The following is a 15,025-nucleotide window of genomic DNA, read 5'->3' as shown; positions in this document are numbered from 1 at the left end:
AATACGACAGGGCCAGTTGACGGGTGTCAACTGGCCCTGTCTACGTGTTGAGCAGTTAGGAGCTTTCAGCCAAACGCTGCTTGAGCGCCTCGAACTCGTCCTTTACGCCGGTCGGCAACTTCTCGCCGACGAACTCGAACCACTCCTCGATCAGCGGCAGTTCGTCCCGCCATTCCTGGACGTTGACCGCAAGCGCCTCATTGACGTCACCCGGATCCGCGTCCAAGCCCTCGAGGTCGAGGTCGCCTGCGCTGGGCACGATGCCGATCGGCGTCGTGGAACCGTTGGCCTTGCCCTCGACCCGCTCGATGATCCACTTCATCACGCGGCTGTTCTCGCCGAAGCCCGGCCACAGGAAGCGGCCGTCGTCACCGCGGCGGAACCAGTTGACGAAGAAGATCTTCGGCAGCTTCGACTCGTCGGCGTTCTTGCCGAGGTTGATCCAGTGGGCGAAGTAATCACCGACGTTGTAGCCGAGGAACGGCAGCATGGCCATCGGGTCGCGGCGGACGGTGCCGACCTTGCCCTCGGCGGCGGCGGTCTGCTCGGAACCGAGGGTGGCCCCGATGAACACCCCGTGCTGCCAATCGCGGGCCTGGGTCACCAGCGGCACCGTCGTCTTGCGGCGTCCGCCGAACAGGATTGCCGAGATGGGCACGCCCTGCGGGTCGTCCCACTCCGGCGCCAGGGTCGGGCACTGCGACATCGGGGTGCAGTAGCGGGAGTTCGGGTGCGCGGCCTTTTTGTCGAGTCCAGGCTCCCAGTCCTCGCCCTTCCAGTCGATGAGGTGCTGCGGGTCGCCCTCGAGGCCTTCCCACCAGACACCGCCTTCGTCGGTCAGCGCGACGTTGGTGAAGACGGTGTTGCCGGCGGCGACGGTCTTCATCGCGTTGGGGTTGGAGCTCCAGTTGGTTCCCGGCGCCACCCCGAAGAAGCCGAACTCCGGGTTGGTGGCATACAGCCGGCCGTCCTTGCCGAAGCGCATCCATGCGATGTCGTCGCCGACAGTCTCGGCGCGCCAACCGGGGATGGTCGGCTGCAGCATCGCCAGGTTGGTCTTACCGCAGGCCGACGGGAACGCAGCGGCCACGAAGTACGCCTTGTTCTCCGGGGAGATCAGCTTGAGGATCAGCATGTGCTCGGCCAGCCAGCCCTCGTCGTGCGCCATGGCCGAGGCGATGCGCAGCGAGTAGCACTTCTTGCCCAAAAGCGCGTTGCCGCCGTAACCCGAGCCGAAGCTCCAGATCTCGCGGGTCTCCGGGAAGTGGGTGATGTACTTCGTGTCATTGCACGGCCACGGGACGTCCGGCTGCCCGTCCTCGAGAGGCGCACCCAGCGAGTGCAGCGCCTTGACGAAGAACCCGTCCTCACCGATCTTGTCCAGCGCGGCTTTGCCCATGCGCGTCATCGTTCGCATCGACACCACGACATATTCGGAATCGGTGATCTCGACGCCGAGCTTCGGATCGTCGGCACCCAGCGGGCCCATGCAGAACGGCACCACATACATGGTGCGGCCGCGCATGCTGCCGCGGTACAGGTCCTTCATGAGGGCGCGCATCTCGTCCGGCGCCATCCAGTTGTTCGTCGGGCCGGCGTCGATCGCGCGTTCCGAGCAGATGAACGTCCGCGACTCGACCCGTGCCACGTCCGACGGCGCCGACCGCGCCAGATACGAGCTCGGCTCCTCGGTGTCGCTCAGCGGAGTGAAGGTGCCCGCGGCCACCAGCTGGTCACACAACCGCTGGTACTCCTCGTCGGACCCGTCGGCGAAGACCACCCTGTCGGGTTGGGTAAGTTCGGCGACCTCCTGGACCCAAGCGAGGAGGCCGTGATGCTTAGTCGGTGCGGTATCAAGACCGGGGATAGTCGCTGAAGTCATCGCAAAATCTCCTGCTTATTCTTATGGCCAGGACGCAGGCCGGAATCCGCGCCAAAGCGCGGTCCTCCCTGAAAAGTAGGTTAACGCGGGTGAGATACCCGCGGTTAATCGGGATTATGTCCGATCACTCACAGGAACGATTCAGAAGGCCATAATCGGAGCCTTTCACCCTCAAGTTCGGCCCGCACCGCCGCTACTGCCCGATCTCGGACCGCGGCGGCGCGGGCCCGCCGCACCGTCTGCTCGCGGATTTCGGCGTCGATGCGCGCCACCGCGTCCTCCATATCGGCGCCGTCGACAGCATCCCGCTCGGCGCCGGCCCGACCCATTGACGCCTCCGCGGCCAGCACCTGAGTAGCCACCCACTCCTCCATCGCGGTGCGCAGGCCGGCGGTGACCTCGACCACCCAGCGGTCCAGCACTGCCCGGTCCCGCAGCAGTCCGCGCACACTGACCACCCAGAGCGTCACAATCAGCCCGAGGACCGCACCGCCAATGGCACCGCGGAGCGCCCACTGCGGCGCGAGGTCTGCCAGCAGCCGGGTGATCGTCAGCGCGATACCCAGGCCGAAGCCCGCGCCGAGCAGCATCATCAACCGGGTCTCCGCATTACGTGACCGCACCGGTGCGGCGCCCACCTCATAGCGCGGACCCTCGGGCGTCGCGACGTCGGAAGCCAGTCCAAGTTGCTCGACGACGTCGGCCAAGTGCCCGGTCACCTCGTCCCGCACGTCATCGCCGACTTCCGCCGCGCGGCGCCGCACCTCGTCGGTGAAGCCGGCCAGCCCGCGGCGGGTCAGGGCCGCCACGTCGTCCTGCAGCTCGGTCCGCGCCGAGGCGCACCGGGCGCGGGCGAAGGAGGACAGCCGGACCCGGGCCTGCTGAATCTGGCTGCGCATCGCGATGGTCCGCTCGGACTTGTCCAGCCGGAACCGGCGCAGCACCGCGGCACGCTGATCGCGCAGTGCGGCCACGCACCCTTCCCGAGCGGCGCCATCCGCGGTGAGCAACCGATTCTCCTTGGCCCGCAACCGATTTCGTCGCGTCAAGGTGTTATCGGCGAGCACGGTCCGCAGCGCCGTGACGAGATCGTCGACGACGGGTAGGCCCAAGTCCGGTGCTGCGGCGACCCCAACCCATGGCAGCTCGCGGTAGCGGGCAGCCCGCTCGGTCAGGAGCGCCTGGTCGGCGGCGAGGACCTCGCGCCAGGTGCGGTGCACGTCGATCTTGGACACCACTGCGATCACTGCGTCGGTGCCGGCGGCCACGACGTCCAGCAGCGCGCAGTCCGACGCGGTCAGCGGTGCGGCGGCCGACACCACGAACACCACCGCAGCGGGCGCCTCCCCGGCAGCGAGCTCAGCCGCTTCGAGCACGCGATGCTCGGGCATCCGGTCTCGAAGGGCGGCAACCAGACTGGTGGTGCCGGCCAGCCACGGGCCGGCGACCAGGACTACGTGAGTCATGGCAGCGACTCCGCGACTCCGCCCGCCCGTTCCCACAACCGCAGTGAGCCGCGGGCGATGTCGGCGCCGCAGCAACGGTGCAGCCGCGACACCGGCCCGCGGGAGTACCGCTGCCATACGATCGCGCGGCGCAGATGTGCGGCGGCGGTGACGTCGTCGTCCACGGCCATCCCGGCGGCCCGCACCACCTCGATGGCCGCGGCCATTCTGGCGGCGACCGCGTCGTCGGAGGCCGGCAGCGCCACGGCGTGCGCGTCGATCAGCCACCGGTAGCGCACCGGGGCGGCGGCCGCGTCGATGCCGGCGAGCAGCCCGTCCACCGCGCTGGCGCGACGCAGCGCCGCCAGTAGCCCGGCCCGGTCGGCGCCGGCCCGCAGCGCCAGCACGCCATGGGCGATGCCGAACAAGTCGAGCTGAGCGAGCAGCCGCAGTCGAATCGGGTGCGGCAACTGATGTGCCTTGTCGATGAACCGGTCGGTCGAGCCGAGGTCGGCGGGATCGGTGGTCAGCGCCCGCAGCGCGTCAAGCACCTCGTCGTCGACGACGGTGTCGTCCAGGGCGGCCACCGCGGCCAGGCCGGCCAGGGGATAGACCGGTACGCCGGTGAAGTCACTGAGCCGACGGCAGTGCGCGGCGGCGGTCGCGACGGGTCCCTGGCCACCGAACCCGGCCAGGTCGGCCTTGTTGAGGGCCACGACGACCGGCCGGGGTGAGTGGGCCAGTGCGCGGCGGTCCTCGGGTTTCAGCGTCTCGGCCACCACATAGACGTCGAGGTCCGCGGGTTCCGCCGAGCCCACAACAGCCACACCAGCCCCACGCAGAACTCGTGTCACGGTGGCCCTGCCGCACCCCCGCCGACCGGCGATTCCGACCCGCACTACCTGGGCAGACACACCCGACATGCTGGCATCAGCTGCCCTGTGGCGCTAGCCACTAGCAGGCCTAGGCAACTGTTGGGTATCAATCTGCACCACGGTGCGGGTACACCCCTTGTCATGAGCGACCATGGACGGATGCACATGCAGCGCAGCGGTGGCTCAGCCGCGCCCGATGCCGGGGCTGCGCATCCCTATCCGCGAATCACCAGCTTTCGGTCGCGCCGTTCGGCGCTGACCGAAGCACAGCAAGAGGTATGGGATCGGCTCTGGTCGCAGCTGGGCACCCAGGCGCGCTTCGACGCCAAACCTGCCGAACACCTGGATACGACCGCGTGGTTCGGGCGGCGGGCCCCCGTCGTTCTGGAGATCGGCTGCGGCACCGGAACCTCGACGCTCGGCATGGCAGTGGCCGAACCCGATATCGACGTGGTGGCCGCCGAGGTCTACCGGCGCGGCCTGGCGCAGCTGCTCAGCGCGGTCGACCGTGAAGGCGTGTCGAACATCCGGCTGGTCCGCGGTGACGCCGTCGACGTGCTCGAGCACATGTTCGCGGCCGGCGAGCTGACCGGGGTGCGGGTGTTCTTCCCCGACCCGTGGCCAAAATCACGCCATCACAAGCGCCGGCTGCTACAGCCGACCACCATCGCGCTGATCGCCGACCGGTTGCGCCCCGGCGGTGTGCTGCACGCCGCCACCGACCATGCCGGCTATGCCGAGCAGATCGCCGAGGCCGGCGACGCCGAACCACTGCTACAGCGGGTGCGGCCGGGTGACGAGCTGCCGATATCGGTGCAGCGCCCGACCACCAAATATGAGACGAAGGCCCGCCACGCAGGCAGCGCGGTGAGCGAGCTCCTCTGGATGAGACGCCGATGAGTGTGATTGACGACGCGACGGCTCCGGCCCTGCCCGACGGTGACGAACCGGTGGCGAGCTCGCCGGTCCAGCGGGTCCTTCTGGTCTGGGACGCCCCCAACCTGGACATGGGCCTGGGCTCGATCCTCGGCGGCCGGCCCACAGCCGCACACCGGCCGCGGTTCGACGCGCTGGGACGCTGGCTGTTGAGCCGCACCGCCGAGCTGTCGGCCGGCCACCCGGACATCACGGTGGAACCCGAGGCGACCGTATTCACCAACATCGCGCCGGGCAGCGCTGACGTCGTTCGTCCCTGGGTCGAGGCGCTGCGCAACGTCGGCTTCGCGGTCTTCGCCAAGCCCAAGGTGGACGAGGACAGCGACGTCGACAGCGACATGCTGGCCCACATCGAGCTGCGCCGCAGTGAAGGCCTGGCCGCAGTGCTGGTCGCGTCGGCCGACGGGCAGGCATTCCGCACACCGCTGGAAGACATCGCCCGCGCCGGCACCCCCGCCTACGTGCTCGGATTTCGCGAACACGCCAGCTGGGCATTAGCGTCGGATACCTTGGAGTTCGTCGACCTGGAGGACATTCCTGGTGTTTTCCGAGAGCCGCTGCCGCGAATCGGCCTAGATTCGCTACCAGAGCAAGGGGCGTGGCTGCAACCATTCCGGCCGCTGTCCTCGCTACTGACATCGCGCGTGTAGGAGAACCCAATGCGCAGGTCGCCGCAGATTTAGTTAGGAGATTACGTGTTCGCCTGGTGGGGTCGAACTGTGTATCGCTACCGATACATCGTGATCGCAGTCATGGTCTCGCTGTGCCTCGGCGCAGGGTTTTTCGGTTTGAGCCTGGGAAAGCACGTCACCCAGAGCGGTTTCTACGACGACAACAGCCAGTCAGTGAAAGCGTCCGTGCTGGCCGACAAGGTGTACGGCCGAGACCGATCCAGCCATATCGTCGCCATTTTCACGGCACCCAAGGGCAAGACCGTTGATGACCCGGAGTGGTCCAAGAAGATCGTCGACGAACTCAATCAGGTTGTCGCCGACCACCCCGACCAGATGTTGCCGTGGGCTGGATACCTCAAGGCGCCCACCCTGCCTGCCGTCCAGAAACTCGCGACCGACGACAAGACCCGCACGTTTGTCACGTTGCCGCTCAAGGGCGATGACGACGACACCATCCTGAACAACTTCAAGGTCGTCCAGCCTGACCTGCAGAAGATGGACGACGGAAAAGTGGAGCTGGCCGGGCTCCAACCGGTGGCCAACGAGCTGACCGGCACCATCGGCAAGGACCAACAACGCGCCGAAGTGCTGGCATTACCGCTGGTCGCGGTGGTGTTGTTCTTCGTGTTCGGCGGCGTGGTCGCCGCCTGCCTGCCTGCCATGGTCGGTGGACTGTCCATTCTCGGCTCGCTGGGCATCATGCGATTGATCTCGCTCTTCGCCCCGGTGCACTTCTTCGCGCAGCCGGTGGTCACCCTTATCGGTCTCGGTATCGCGATCGACTACGGCCTGTTCGTGGTGAGCCGGTTCCGGGAGGAACTCGCCGAGGGCTACGACACCGAGGCGGCGATCCGGCGCACCGTGATGACGGCTGGCCGCACGGTGACGTTCTCGGCCGTGCTGATCGTGGCGTCACTCGCCGGCCTGCTGCTGTTCCCCCAGGGCTTCCTGAAATCGCTGACGTACGCCGGTATCGCCTCGGTGATGCTGGCCGCGATCCTGTCGATCAGCGTGCTGCCCGCGGTGCTGAGCATCCTGGGCCCGAACGTCGACGCGCTCGGCGTGCGCACCCTGCTGCGGGTGCCGTTCTTCCGGAACTGGAAGCCGATGCGGGTCTACCTGGAATGGCTCGCGAACAAGCTGCAGAAGACCCAGACGCGTGAGCAGGTCGAGAAGGGTTTCTGGGGCAAGCTCGTCAACATGGTCATGAAGCGGCCGATCATGTTCGCGCTGCCGATCGTCGTGATCATGATCTTGCTGATCATTCCATTGGGCAAGTTGTCCCTCGGCGGCTTCAGTGAAAAGTATTTGCCACCAACGAATTCTGTGCGCATGGCGCAGGAGGACTTCGACAGGACCTTCCCGGGCTTCCGCACCGAGCAGATGACCCTGGTCATCCAGAACGCCACGCCCCCGCAGATCGAGCAGATCACCCAGCAGGCGAACGCGATCACCGGATTCACCGGGCAATGGACACCGCGTACCGCGACGGACGAGGGCACCAAAGACCCGAACGTCACCGTCATCCAGAACGGGCTGCAGGTCCGCAACGACGCACCCAAGAAAATCAGTGAGCTACGCGCGATACCACCCCCCAAGGGGGTGACCATCTGGGTAGGTGGCACCCCGGCGCTGGAGCAGGACAGTATTCACAGCCTGCTCGACAAGGGTCCGTTGATGGTGCTGATCTTGATCAGTACGACGACGATCCTGATGTTCCTGGCGTTCGGATCGTTGGTGTTGCCGATCAAGGCGGCGCTGATGAGTGCGCTGACGCTCGGATCCACCATGGGTGTGTTGACGTGGATATTCGTCGACGGTCACGGCTCGAGCTTCTTGAATTTCACGGCGACGCCACTCACGGCACCCGTGATCGGGTTGATCATCGCGGTGATCTACGGCTTGTCCACCGACTACGAAGTGTTCCTGGTCTCCCGCATGGTGGAGGCCAGGGAACGCGGGATGTCGACCACAGAAGCCATCCGGATCGGTACCGCGACCACGGGCCGCATCATCACGGCGGCCGCACTGGTCCTGATCGTGGTGGCCGGAGCGTTCGCGTTCTCCGATCTGGTCATGATGAAGTACCTGGCCTTCGGCCTGATCACCGCATTGCTATTGGACGCGACCGTTATCCGGATGTTCCTGGTTCCCGCGGTGATGAAGCTGCTCGGCGATGACTGCTGGTGGGCGCCGCGATGGATGAAGCGTCTGCAGGTCAAGCTCGGCCTCGGCGAGATCCATCTGCCCGACGAACGCAAGCGGCCGATCGTGCGTGAGTCCGACGACGCGCTGGTCGGCGCGGGCGCGCCCGTCGCGACGACCCGCCGCCCGGCACACGACCCGACCCACCCCGGCATCGAAGGCAGGGCGATGCCCCGCGTTGTGGGCCGTGGCGAACAGCGCACTCCGCCGCCGCAGGATCCGCCGTCGGCGGCCGGGACCACCCGGATGCCGGACGCAGGCGCGGGTCCGGATCCCGGGCCCGTCAATGAGGCGCCCACGACGCGGTTCTCGGTTGCCAAGAACGCCGTCAAGAACGCGGTGAACACCGCGACCTCGGCGGCGCGAACCAACCGTCCGCCGGCGGCGCCGGCGCCGGACCGGGAAATCGAGTCCTGGCTGGGCGAACTGCGCGGATCCGCCAGCTCGCCGACTCCCCCGGCTCCCCCGCAGTCCTCGGCCGAACCCACCGGGGCCATCACACCTCCGGAGGACGCCACCACGGCCATCCCCACCCAGCGCGAGCAGAAGGGCACCGACGAGGTTCCGCCGTCGGTCAGCGCCGAGGAGACCCGGGCCATTCCGGTCAGCAGGCCCGAGCAGGGCGACTCCGAGGTGGCCACCGAGAAGCTGAACTCCCGCGGCAAGAAGGAGGGCGAGGACCGCCCCCGTCGCGGCGGCGGTGGCGGCGTCAGCGCCGCGGAGCTGCTGCGCCGCGAGGGCCGTCTCTGACGTCGTTCCACCCAAAGACCTCGTTCCGCCCAAAGACTTCGTTCCGCCCAAACCGACAAACGGGCGCGAAAGGGCCAGTGGTTCGCGACATTTCGTCGACCTCGGCGACTAGTCGTGCTTGCGCTTCGGGGGCACGACGTCCGGTTCGGCATTGATGACGACGCCGTCGTCCAGCGCCTCGAGTTCGGCGGCCTCCTCGGCCGGGTTGTCGGCCACCAGCACCCGGATCGCGCTGTTGAGGAAGGCCACCAGCGGCACCGCCAACAGTGCCCCGACGATGCCCGCCAGCACGCCGCCGGTCGAGATCGCCAGCACGATCGCCAGTGGGTGGATCGACACCGCGCGACCCATCACCAGCGGTTGCAGGATGTGGGCCTCGAGCTGCTGCACGGCGATGATCAGGCCGAGCGTGATGAGGGCGTAGACGAGCCCCTTGGCCAGCAGAGCCACCACCACGGCGAGGAATCCGGTGATGACGGCACCGACCAGCGGGATAAAGGCGCCCAGAAACACCAGCGAGGCGAGCGGTAGCGCCAGGGGGATCCCCATGATCGCCAGACCCGTACCGATACCCACCGCATCCACGAGCGCCACCAGGAAGGTTGCTCGCACGTAGCCGATCAGCGATCCGAAGCCGGCGCGCCCGGCGTCACGCACCCGCTCCCGGGTGGCCGACGGGACGATCGCGGTGACGAAGCTGTAGATGTTGCGGCCGCCGTGCAACAAGAAGATCAGCGTGAAGAACACCAGCAGTGCGCCGGTGATGATCTCGGTGAGCGTGGCTGCGGTCGACAGTGCGCCGGTGGTCAGCTTCTCCTGGTTGTCGCGCAGCGCCTTGATCGCGGTGTTGCCGGCGTTGTCGATCTGCTCGCGGCTCAGGTGCGCCGGCCCCTGGACGAGCCACTGGCGCAGACTGTCGATACTGTGCGTGACCTGTTCCACCAGACCCGGCAGGCCCGAAACAAACTGGCTGACAACGAAAGTCATGATCCCGCCGAACAACGCGAAGCCGGCGAGCAACACCAGGGCCACCGCACCACCGCGCGGTGCGCCACGCCGGTCCAGCCAGTCGACGGCGGGCAGCAGCAAGGCCGCGAGCATGGTCGCCAGCGCCACCGGGACCACGATGACCTGGAGCCGTTCCACAATCAGCAACAGCGCCACGATCGCCGTCGCGAGCACCAGGAGGCGCCATGACCACGCTGCCGCTTTGCGGACGAAGGGATCAACCGATTCGTCGTCCGAAGTTCGGGTCGCCGGCATGCGGCCCAGCGTAACCGGCACCGACGGGCATCCGTGCCGAACACCGTGGATACCGGCCTGCACCGTTACCCTGAACTGCGTGTCCCACGACGCGCCGGTCCACACCGCCCGCGAGGAACACGACCCCCCGGCACACGGGAAGTACTGGTGGGTCCGCTGGGCGGTGCTGGCGGTCGCGCTGATTGTGCTGGTCGTCGAGGCCAGCCTGGTGTGGGATCAGCTGGCCAAAGCCTGGAAGAGCCTGATCACCGCGAACGCGTGGTGGGTGCTGGCCGCGATCGCCGCGGCCATGCTGTCGATGCACAGCTTCGCCCAGATCCAGCGCACGCTGCTGCGGTCGGCCGGGGTCATCGTCCACCAGTGGCGCTCCGAAGCCGCGTTCTACGCCGGTAATGCGCTCAGCACCACCATTCCGGGTGGTCCGGTGCTCTCGGCCACTTTCGTCTACCGGCAGCAGCGACTCTGGGGCGCCTCCCCGGTGGTCGCGTCCTGGCAGCTGGTGATGTCGGGGGCGCTGCAGGTCGTCGGTCTGGCGCTGCTGGGTCTCGGCGGCGCATTCCTGTTGGGCGCCAAGAACAATCCGTTCTCGCTGCTGTTCACCCTCGGCGGGTTCATCGCGCTGCTGCTACTCGCCCAGGCGGTGGCGAGCCGCCCAGAACTGATCGACGGCATCGGCATCAAAGTGCTGGGCTGGGTCAACTCCGTGCGCGGCAAGCCCGCCGACACCGGCCTACAGAAGTGGCGCGAAACCCTCAACCAACTGGAATCGGTCAGCCTGAGTCGCCGGACCCTCGGGGTCGCGTTCAGCTGGTCGTTCTTCAACTGGATCTGCGACGTGGCGTGCCTGGCCTTCGCCGCCTACGCCGCCGGCGGCAAGCCGTCGCTGGCCGGCCTGACCGTCGCCTACGCGGCCGCCCGCGCCGTCGGGTCGATCCCGCTGATGCCCGGTGGGCTGCTGGTGGTGGAGGCCGTGCTGGTTCCCGGTCTGGTGTCCAGCGGGATGGCGCTCTCTGCCGCGATCTCGGCGATGCTGATCTACCGCCTGGCGAGCTGGATCTTCATCTCGTCCATCGGCTGGGTGGTGTTCTTCTTCATGTTCCGCACCGAGGGCGCGCTCGACCCCGACGACGTCGCCAACGAGGCGGCCGCGGCCGAACGGGAGCAGGCCGTCGAGGCACTCGAGGATCCGGCCAACACGGCGCTGCAGGGCCCGCTGCCGCCGCCGTGCCCTCACTCGGACGACGACGCCGCCGGCTGACTGTGCTTGGATCCGAGGATGGCAGCTCGTACCGACACCCGGCCTGCGGCGCTCGCGCTGGCCGGTGACATCGTCTGCGTGGTGGTGTTCTGCGCGATCGGTCGCCGCAGCCACGCGGAGGGACTGACGCTCGACGGACTCGCCGAGACCGCGTGGCCGTTCTTGTCCGGCACCCTGATCGGCTGGGTGCTCTCCCGAGGCTGGCGAGCCCCGACCGCGATCGCGCCCACCGGGGTCACCGTCTGGCTGGCTACGGTCGTCGTCGGAATGTTGTTGCGCAAGGCCAGTTCTCAGGGAGTCGCGGCCAGCTTCATCATCGTCGCGTCGGTGGTGACCGCACTGTTGCTACTGAGCTGGCGGGGGCTGGCCGTGCTGGCGCGCAAGCGCAACGGCTAGGGCTGCTGCCGCGTCAGGGCGACGGGCTCCGGGGCGGTCGACACCGCCAGGACGGCACGCAACCCACCCAGCGGACCGTCGGAGAGCTCGATGCCACCGCCGTGCAGGGCCGCCTGCTGCGCCACCAGCGCCAGACCCAGACCTGAGCCGCCCGCTGTGGCGGTACTACCACGCGCGAAGCGCCCCAACACTTTTCGGTGTTCCTCGGCCGGCAAACCACGGCCGTTGTCGTCGACGGTGATGAACAACCACGGTTCCTGACGGTGTGCCCGCAGCACGATGCGGCTGGCCTCGCCGTGGGTGACCGCATTGCGCACCAGGTTGTCCACCGCCAGCCGCAAACCGGCCGGCCAGCCCCACACAGTGCCGGCCTCGTCGGCCTCGACGATGATCTCGACCGCACCGGAGCGGACGTTCTCGCGGGCCACCCGGTCGAGCATCTCGGCGACGTCGATCTGCTCCCGGTCCTCGTTGCGAGCCAGCTGCCCGGACGCCAATTGCCCCAGTGCGGTGATGATCGCCTCGACGCGGCGCTGCGCCCGGGCCAGGTCACCCACCACCTCGGCGCGCTCCTCGGCCGGCAGATCGTGGATGCGCAGGGTGTCCAGATCCGCCCGCATCGCGGTCAGCGGCGTACGCAGTTCATGCGCGGCGTTGGCCGCGAAATCCTGGGCGGCCTGCAGCGAATTCGTCGTCGCCAGTTGGGCTTCCGCCAGCCGGTGCAGCATGGCGACCATGGCCTCCGACAGGTCCTCGGCTTCCCTGGCGCCGTGCACCGGATCCATCTGGTCACTGCCCTTGCCCAGCCGTCTGGTCTGTTCGGTGAGCCGCAGCAGCGGCCGGATAGCCGGCCCCGCCAGCATCCAGCCCAAGCTGGCGGCCACCAGCACGGCCAGCGCGCCGATAAATCCGTACAGCGGAATTCGGGCGCGGCTCAACAAGATACTGTCCGCGCGGATACCCACCGAGACCAGGATGCCGCCGCCCTGTTCGACAGTCACCGTGCGCACCCGGTAGTCGACGCCGTTGACCGTGACCGTTGCCGTTCCCGGCGGCAGCGGGGGCAGCTGGAATCCGCGCTGGAAAACCACCTGGCCGGTGGACCGCGACCGCCCGGTGTTGAGCACCCCGTGGCCGGGGTCCTGCAACTCCTCGGGATACATGCTGGCCTCGACGATCGAGTCCAGCCGCCGATCCAGTTGCGCCTCATCGTTGTTCGCCAGCACCACCGACGTCACCGCCGCGAGCAGGGCCACCACGATGGCGGCGGCCAAGGCCGCGGCCAGGGCGACCCGGACGCGGAGAGAAAGGCTACGGCCCAGCCAAGTCACAGGGGGCTCAGGGCTCCGACCGGAGCACGTACCCGATTCCGCGCACGGTGTGGATCACGCGCGGCACACCCTCGCGTTCCAGTTTCCGGCGCAGATAGCTGATGAACACGTCGGCCACGTTCGTGTCGACGTCAAAGTCGTAGCCCCACACCAACTCCAGGAGTCGCTGGCGGGACAGCACCACACCGGAATTCTCGGCCAGCACGGCCAGCAGGTCGAACTCACGCTTGGTCAGCTCGATCCGGTCGCCGTTCACGAAGACCAGCCGCCGAGCGGTGTCGATCGTGAGCGGCCCGATAGTCACCGCGTCGGAGCCCTCACTGGAATTGGCCGCGCGCCGCAGCAGCGCGTGCAGCCGCGCCACCAGCTCGCCCAGATCGAAGGGCTTCGTCAGATAGTCGTCGGCCCCGGCTTCCAGACCGGCGATGCGGTCGTTGACCGTGTCTCGCGCCGACAGCACGCAGATCGGAATGTCATTGCCCAGCGCGCGCAGCGCGGTCACCACCGCCACGCCGTCGAGCTCAGGCATCTGGACGTCGAGCACCAGCGCGTCGTGGCTCTCGTTCGCCAACAGCCGCAACGCTTCCTTGCCAGTCGCCGCGACCCGGACGTCGAATCCCGAATGCCGCAAACCGCGTGCGACCGAAGTCCGGACATCCGGGTCGTCATCGACCATCAGGACGGTGCGGCCGGCGCCTTCCTGCGCGGGCTGCTGTCCTACCCGCACCGTGGCTTAGGAGACAGGTGCGGCGGGACTGGTACCGCAGCGGTTCTTCAGATCGACCAGCGGCTGGCGAATGCCCTGCAGGTCGGCCTTCACCGAGGGGTTGTAGTCCAGATACTGCTTCACCTGGGTCCGGATGGTGTCGCGCGGTGCACCCTCCAGGCCGGTGAAGAACGCGTTGACGTCCGGATGCGTGAACAGGTAGGCCGACGTCGCGGCGGACACACCTGCCGCGACCCCGGCGAGGTCGGCAGCGGTGCAGTTCGGCGGCGGATCGGCCAGTGCGGATGGTGCCGCGCCAACCAGGATCGCGCCGGCGACCGCGCCCGTGCCGATCACTCCGACGACCGCGCGACGGGCAAGACGGGCATTTACCAACATGCTCGGACTCCTTAGCGTGGGGAGAAGCCGTGCCAGTAACGGCTACTGACAGGAGAAAGCTAAGCAGAATTGCTGCAGACTTTCGCGCCTTGAGCTTAACCAATCGTGAGAATGTTCCGACGCAGCTGGTCAGGCCCCTTTCTCGAGGGCTTCGACGTCGCGTCGGTCAGCGCGTACTGATCGTGGCCGGCCCTGGTAACGGGCCTGCGACCAGCGGGATTTGGGTGCCTGCGACCTGCTGCGCGCCCGTCGCGCCGGCGAGCGCACCTGCCGCGGTTCCCGGCAGCCCGCCGGCCTGCGCCGACTGCAGCACGCCGAGCAGCTGCGGCAGGCTCACCGGCAACTTGCATTGGGTGGACAGACTCGTCAGTGGCTGCTGGATGGTCTGGAGATCCTTGGCCGCGTCGGGATTGGCGTCGAAATACGTCTTCAACGACGCCAAGGTTTGCGGGCCGGCCTGCTGCTGGGAGATCGTCGTCAGCGCCTGGTTGGTCTGTGGGTGGCTGTCCAGGTAGGTCCCGGTGTTGGTGGCCACCGTGCCGACGGTCTTGGCGATCGAGCCGGCGGCGCAGGGATCCGTGGCGGCGGTCGCCGGCGACGACGACAGCGCAAACGCGGCAGCCCCGCCGGCGGCCGTGGCGGCGAGCACTGCGCACAAGCCGCGGCGTATGCCCGCGATCGTCGAGATGGTGGACGCGGACATTTCGGACTCCTCGGGTTCGCTGACAACGAGCCGCACCGCAGCGCGGCTGCGGCCCGGCTAATTCCCCGACCCGGATACATGGCCAGAGCACATCCTGCCATCGGCCGCGGCGGGCCTCCACTTCAGCGTCGGTAACAAGGACCTGCTCAACAGGTCTCAATCCAGCTAAGACCGCCGATCACGGCAGGTCACCGCACAGCTA

General features: G+C 67.8%; 13 protein-coding genes. 5 read left to right on the top strand and 8 right to left on the bottom strand.

All coding sequences use genetic code 11. The features are described 5' to 3' along the window. Nucleotides 1–55 precede the first annotated feature (55 nt). From CG716_RS06070 to CG716_RS06060, 3 genes are all read right to left on the bottom strand, one after another. Nucleotides 56–1,882, bottom strand: a complete 1,827-nt coding sequence (locus CG716_RS06070; RefSeq protein ID WP_094477480.1) for a phosphoenolpyruvate carboxykinase (GTP) — start codon at nt 1,880–1,882, stop codon at nt 56–58. Nucleotides 1,883–2,010: 128 nt separating this feature from the next. After that, complete coding sequence (locus CG716_RS06065; protein ID WP_094477478.1) at nt 2,011–3,348, bottom strand: hypothetical protein; 1,338 nt, start codon at nt 3,346–3,348, stop codon at nt 2,011–2,013. Continuing rightward, entirely contained in the window at nt 3,345–4,241 is an 897-nt protein-coding gene (locus CG716_RS06060) for a hypothetical protein (RefSeq protein WP_234817723.1), read from the bottom strand. The genes CG716_RS06065 and CG716_RS06060 overlap by 4 nt, the downstream gene beginning before the upstream one ends. Before the next feature lie 102 nt (nt 4,242–4,343). Between CG716_RS06060 and trmB the strand changes: the two genes are divergently transcribed. The 3 genes from trmB to mmpL3 are packed head-to-tail and all read left to right on the top strand — an operon-like array spanning nt 4,344 to nt 8,767. Next, nucleotides 4,344–5,102, top strand: a complete 759-nt coding sequence (trmB, locus tag CG716_RS06055) for a tRNA (guanosine(46)-N7)-methyltransferase TrmB (RefSeq protein WP_094477474.1) — start codon at nt 4,344–4,346, stop codon at nt 5,100–5,102. Further along, nucleotides 5,099–5,788 carry an NYN domain-containing protein gene (locus tag CG716_RS06050; RefSeq protein WP_094477472.1) on the top strand — a complete coding sequence of 230 codons (690 nt, stop codon included), beginning with the start codon at nt 5,099–5,101 and terminating at the stop codon, nt 5,786–5,788. Before trmB ends, CG716_RS06050 begins: the two co-directional genes overlap by 4 nt. A 45-nt stretch (nt 5,789–5,833) precedes the next feature. After that, nucleotides 5,834–8,767, top strand: a complete 2,934-nt coding sequence (gene mmpL3 / locus CG716_RS06045; protein WP_094477470.1) for a trehalose monomycolate exporter MmpL3 — start codon at nt 5,834–5,836, stop codon at nt 8,765–8,767. A gap of 108 nt (nt 8,768–8,875) precedes the next feature. On the opposite strand, the gene CG716_RS06040 is transcribed toward mmpL3, so the two are convergent. After that, nucleotides 8,876–10,030, bottom strand: a complete 1,155-nt coding sequence (locus CG716_RS06040; RefSeq protein ID WP_094477856.1) for an AI-2E family transporter — start codon at nt 10,028–10,030, stop codon at nt 8,876–8,878. A 79-nt stretch (nt 10,031–10,109) separates the two neighbouring features. Here CG716_RS06040 and CG716_RS06035 point away from each other — a divergent pair, with 79 nt between their 5' ends. Beyond that, nucleotides 10,110–11,288: a lysylphosphatidylglycerol synthase transmembrane domain-containing protein gene (locus CG716_RS06035; protein ID WP_094477468.1), complete on the top strand. Its 1,179-nt coding sequence runs from the start codon at nt 10,110–10,112 to the stop codon at nt 11,286–11,288. A gap of 18 nt (nt 11,289–11,306) precedes the next feature. Then, nucleotides 11,307–11,684, top strand: coding sequence for a DUF3054 domain-containing protein (locus CG716_RS06030; RefSeq protein ID WP_094477466.1), 378 nt, complete (start codon nt 11,307–11,309; stop codon nt 11,682–11,684). Here CG716_RS06030 and CG716_RS06025 read toward each other — a convergent pair. The 4 genes from CG716_RS06025 to CG716_RS06010 all read right to left on the bottom strand — a co-directional run bounded on the left by CG716_RS06025 (nt 11,681) and on the right by CG716_RS06010 (nt 14,823). Next, entirely contained in the window at nt 11,681–13,015 is a 1,335-nt protein-coding gene (locus CG716_RS06025) for a HAMP domain-containing sensor histidine kinase (RefSeq protein ID WP_094477464.1), read from the bottom strand. The two genes, CG716_RS06030 and CG716_RS06025, sit on opposite strands and share 4 nt — an antisense overlap. Before the next feature lie 7 nt (nt 13,016–13,022). Beyond that, nucleotides 13,023–13,691, bottom strand: coding sequence for a response regulator transcription factor (locus CG716_RS06020; protein WP_165774050.1), 669 nt, complete (start codon nt 13,689–13,691; stop codon nt 13,023–13,025). A gap of 57 nt (nt 13,692–13,748) precedes the next feature. Next, on the bottom strand, nt 13,749–14,120 hold the full coding sequence (locus CG716_RS06015) for a heme-binding protein (protein ID WP_094477460.1): 372 nt from the start codon (nt 14,118–14,120) through the stop codon (nt 13,749–13,751). 166 nt (nt 14,121–14,286) lie between these two features. After that, nucleotides 14,287–14,823, bottom strand: a complete 537-nt coding sequence (locus CG716_RS06010) for a hemophore (RefSeq protein ID WP_094477854.1) — start codon at nt 14,821–14,823, stop codon at nt 14,287–14,289. Nucleotides 14,824–15,025 lie beyond the last annotated feature (202 nt).

This window comes from Mycolicibacterium sphagni (assembly GCF_002250655.1).
Lineage (GTDB): Bacteria > Actinomycetota > Actinomycetes > Mycobacteriales > Mycobacteriaceae > Mycobacterium > Mycobacterium sphagni.
The sequence above is the reverse complement of the archived record's forward strand: the minus strand, read 5'-3'. Positions and strand labels throughout refer to the sequence as shown.

Bases quoted from the DNA above. Each gene is read 5' to 3' on its own strand.
- CG716_RS06040 (WP_094477856.1), bottom strand. From the start codon at position 10,030: ATGCCGGCGACCCGAACTTCGGACGACGAATCGGTTGATCCCTTCGTC.
- CG716_RS06050 (WP_094477472.1), top strand. From the start codon at position 5,099: ATGAGTGTGATTGACGACGCGACGGCTCCGGCCCTGCCCGACGGTGAC.
- trmB (WP_094477474.1), top strand. From the start codon at position 4,344: ATGAGCGACCATGGACGGATGCACATGCAGCGCAGCGGTGGCTCAGCC.
- CG716_RS06015 (WP_094477460.1), bottom strand. From the start codon at position 14,120: ATGTTGGTAAATGCCCGTCTTGCCCGTCGCGCGGTCGTCGGAGTGATC.
- CG716_RS06065 (WP_094477478.1), bottom strand. From the start codon at position 3,348: ATGACTCACGTAGTCCTGGTCGCCGGCCCGTGGCTGGCCGGCACCACC.
- CG716_RS06020 (WP_165774050.1), bottom strand. From the start codon at position 13,691: ATGGTCGATGACGACCCGGATGTCCGGACTTCGGTCGCACGCGGTTTG.
- CG716_RS06070 (WP_094477480.1), bottom strand. From the start codon at position 1,882: ATGACTTCAGCGACTATCCCCGGTCTTGATACCGCACCGACTAAGCAT.
- CG716_RS06010 (WP_094477854.1), bottom strand. From the start codon at position 14,823: ATGTCCGCGTCCACCATCTCGACGATCGCGGGCATACGCCGCGGCTTG.
- CG716_RS06030 (WP_094477466.1), top strand. From the start codon at position 11,307: ATGGCAGCTCGTACCGACACCCGGCCTGCGGCGCTCGCGCTGGCCGGT.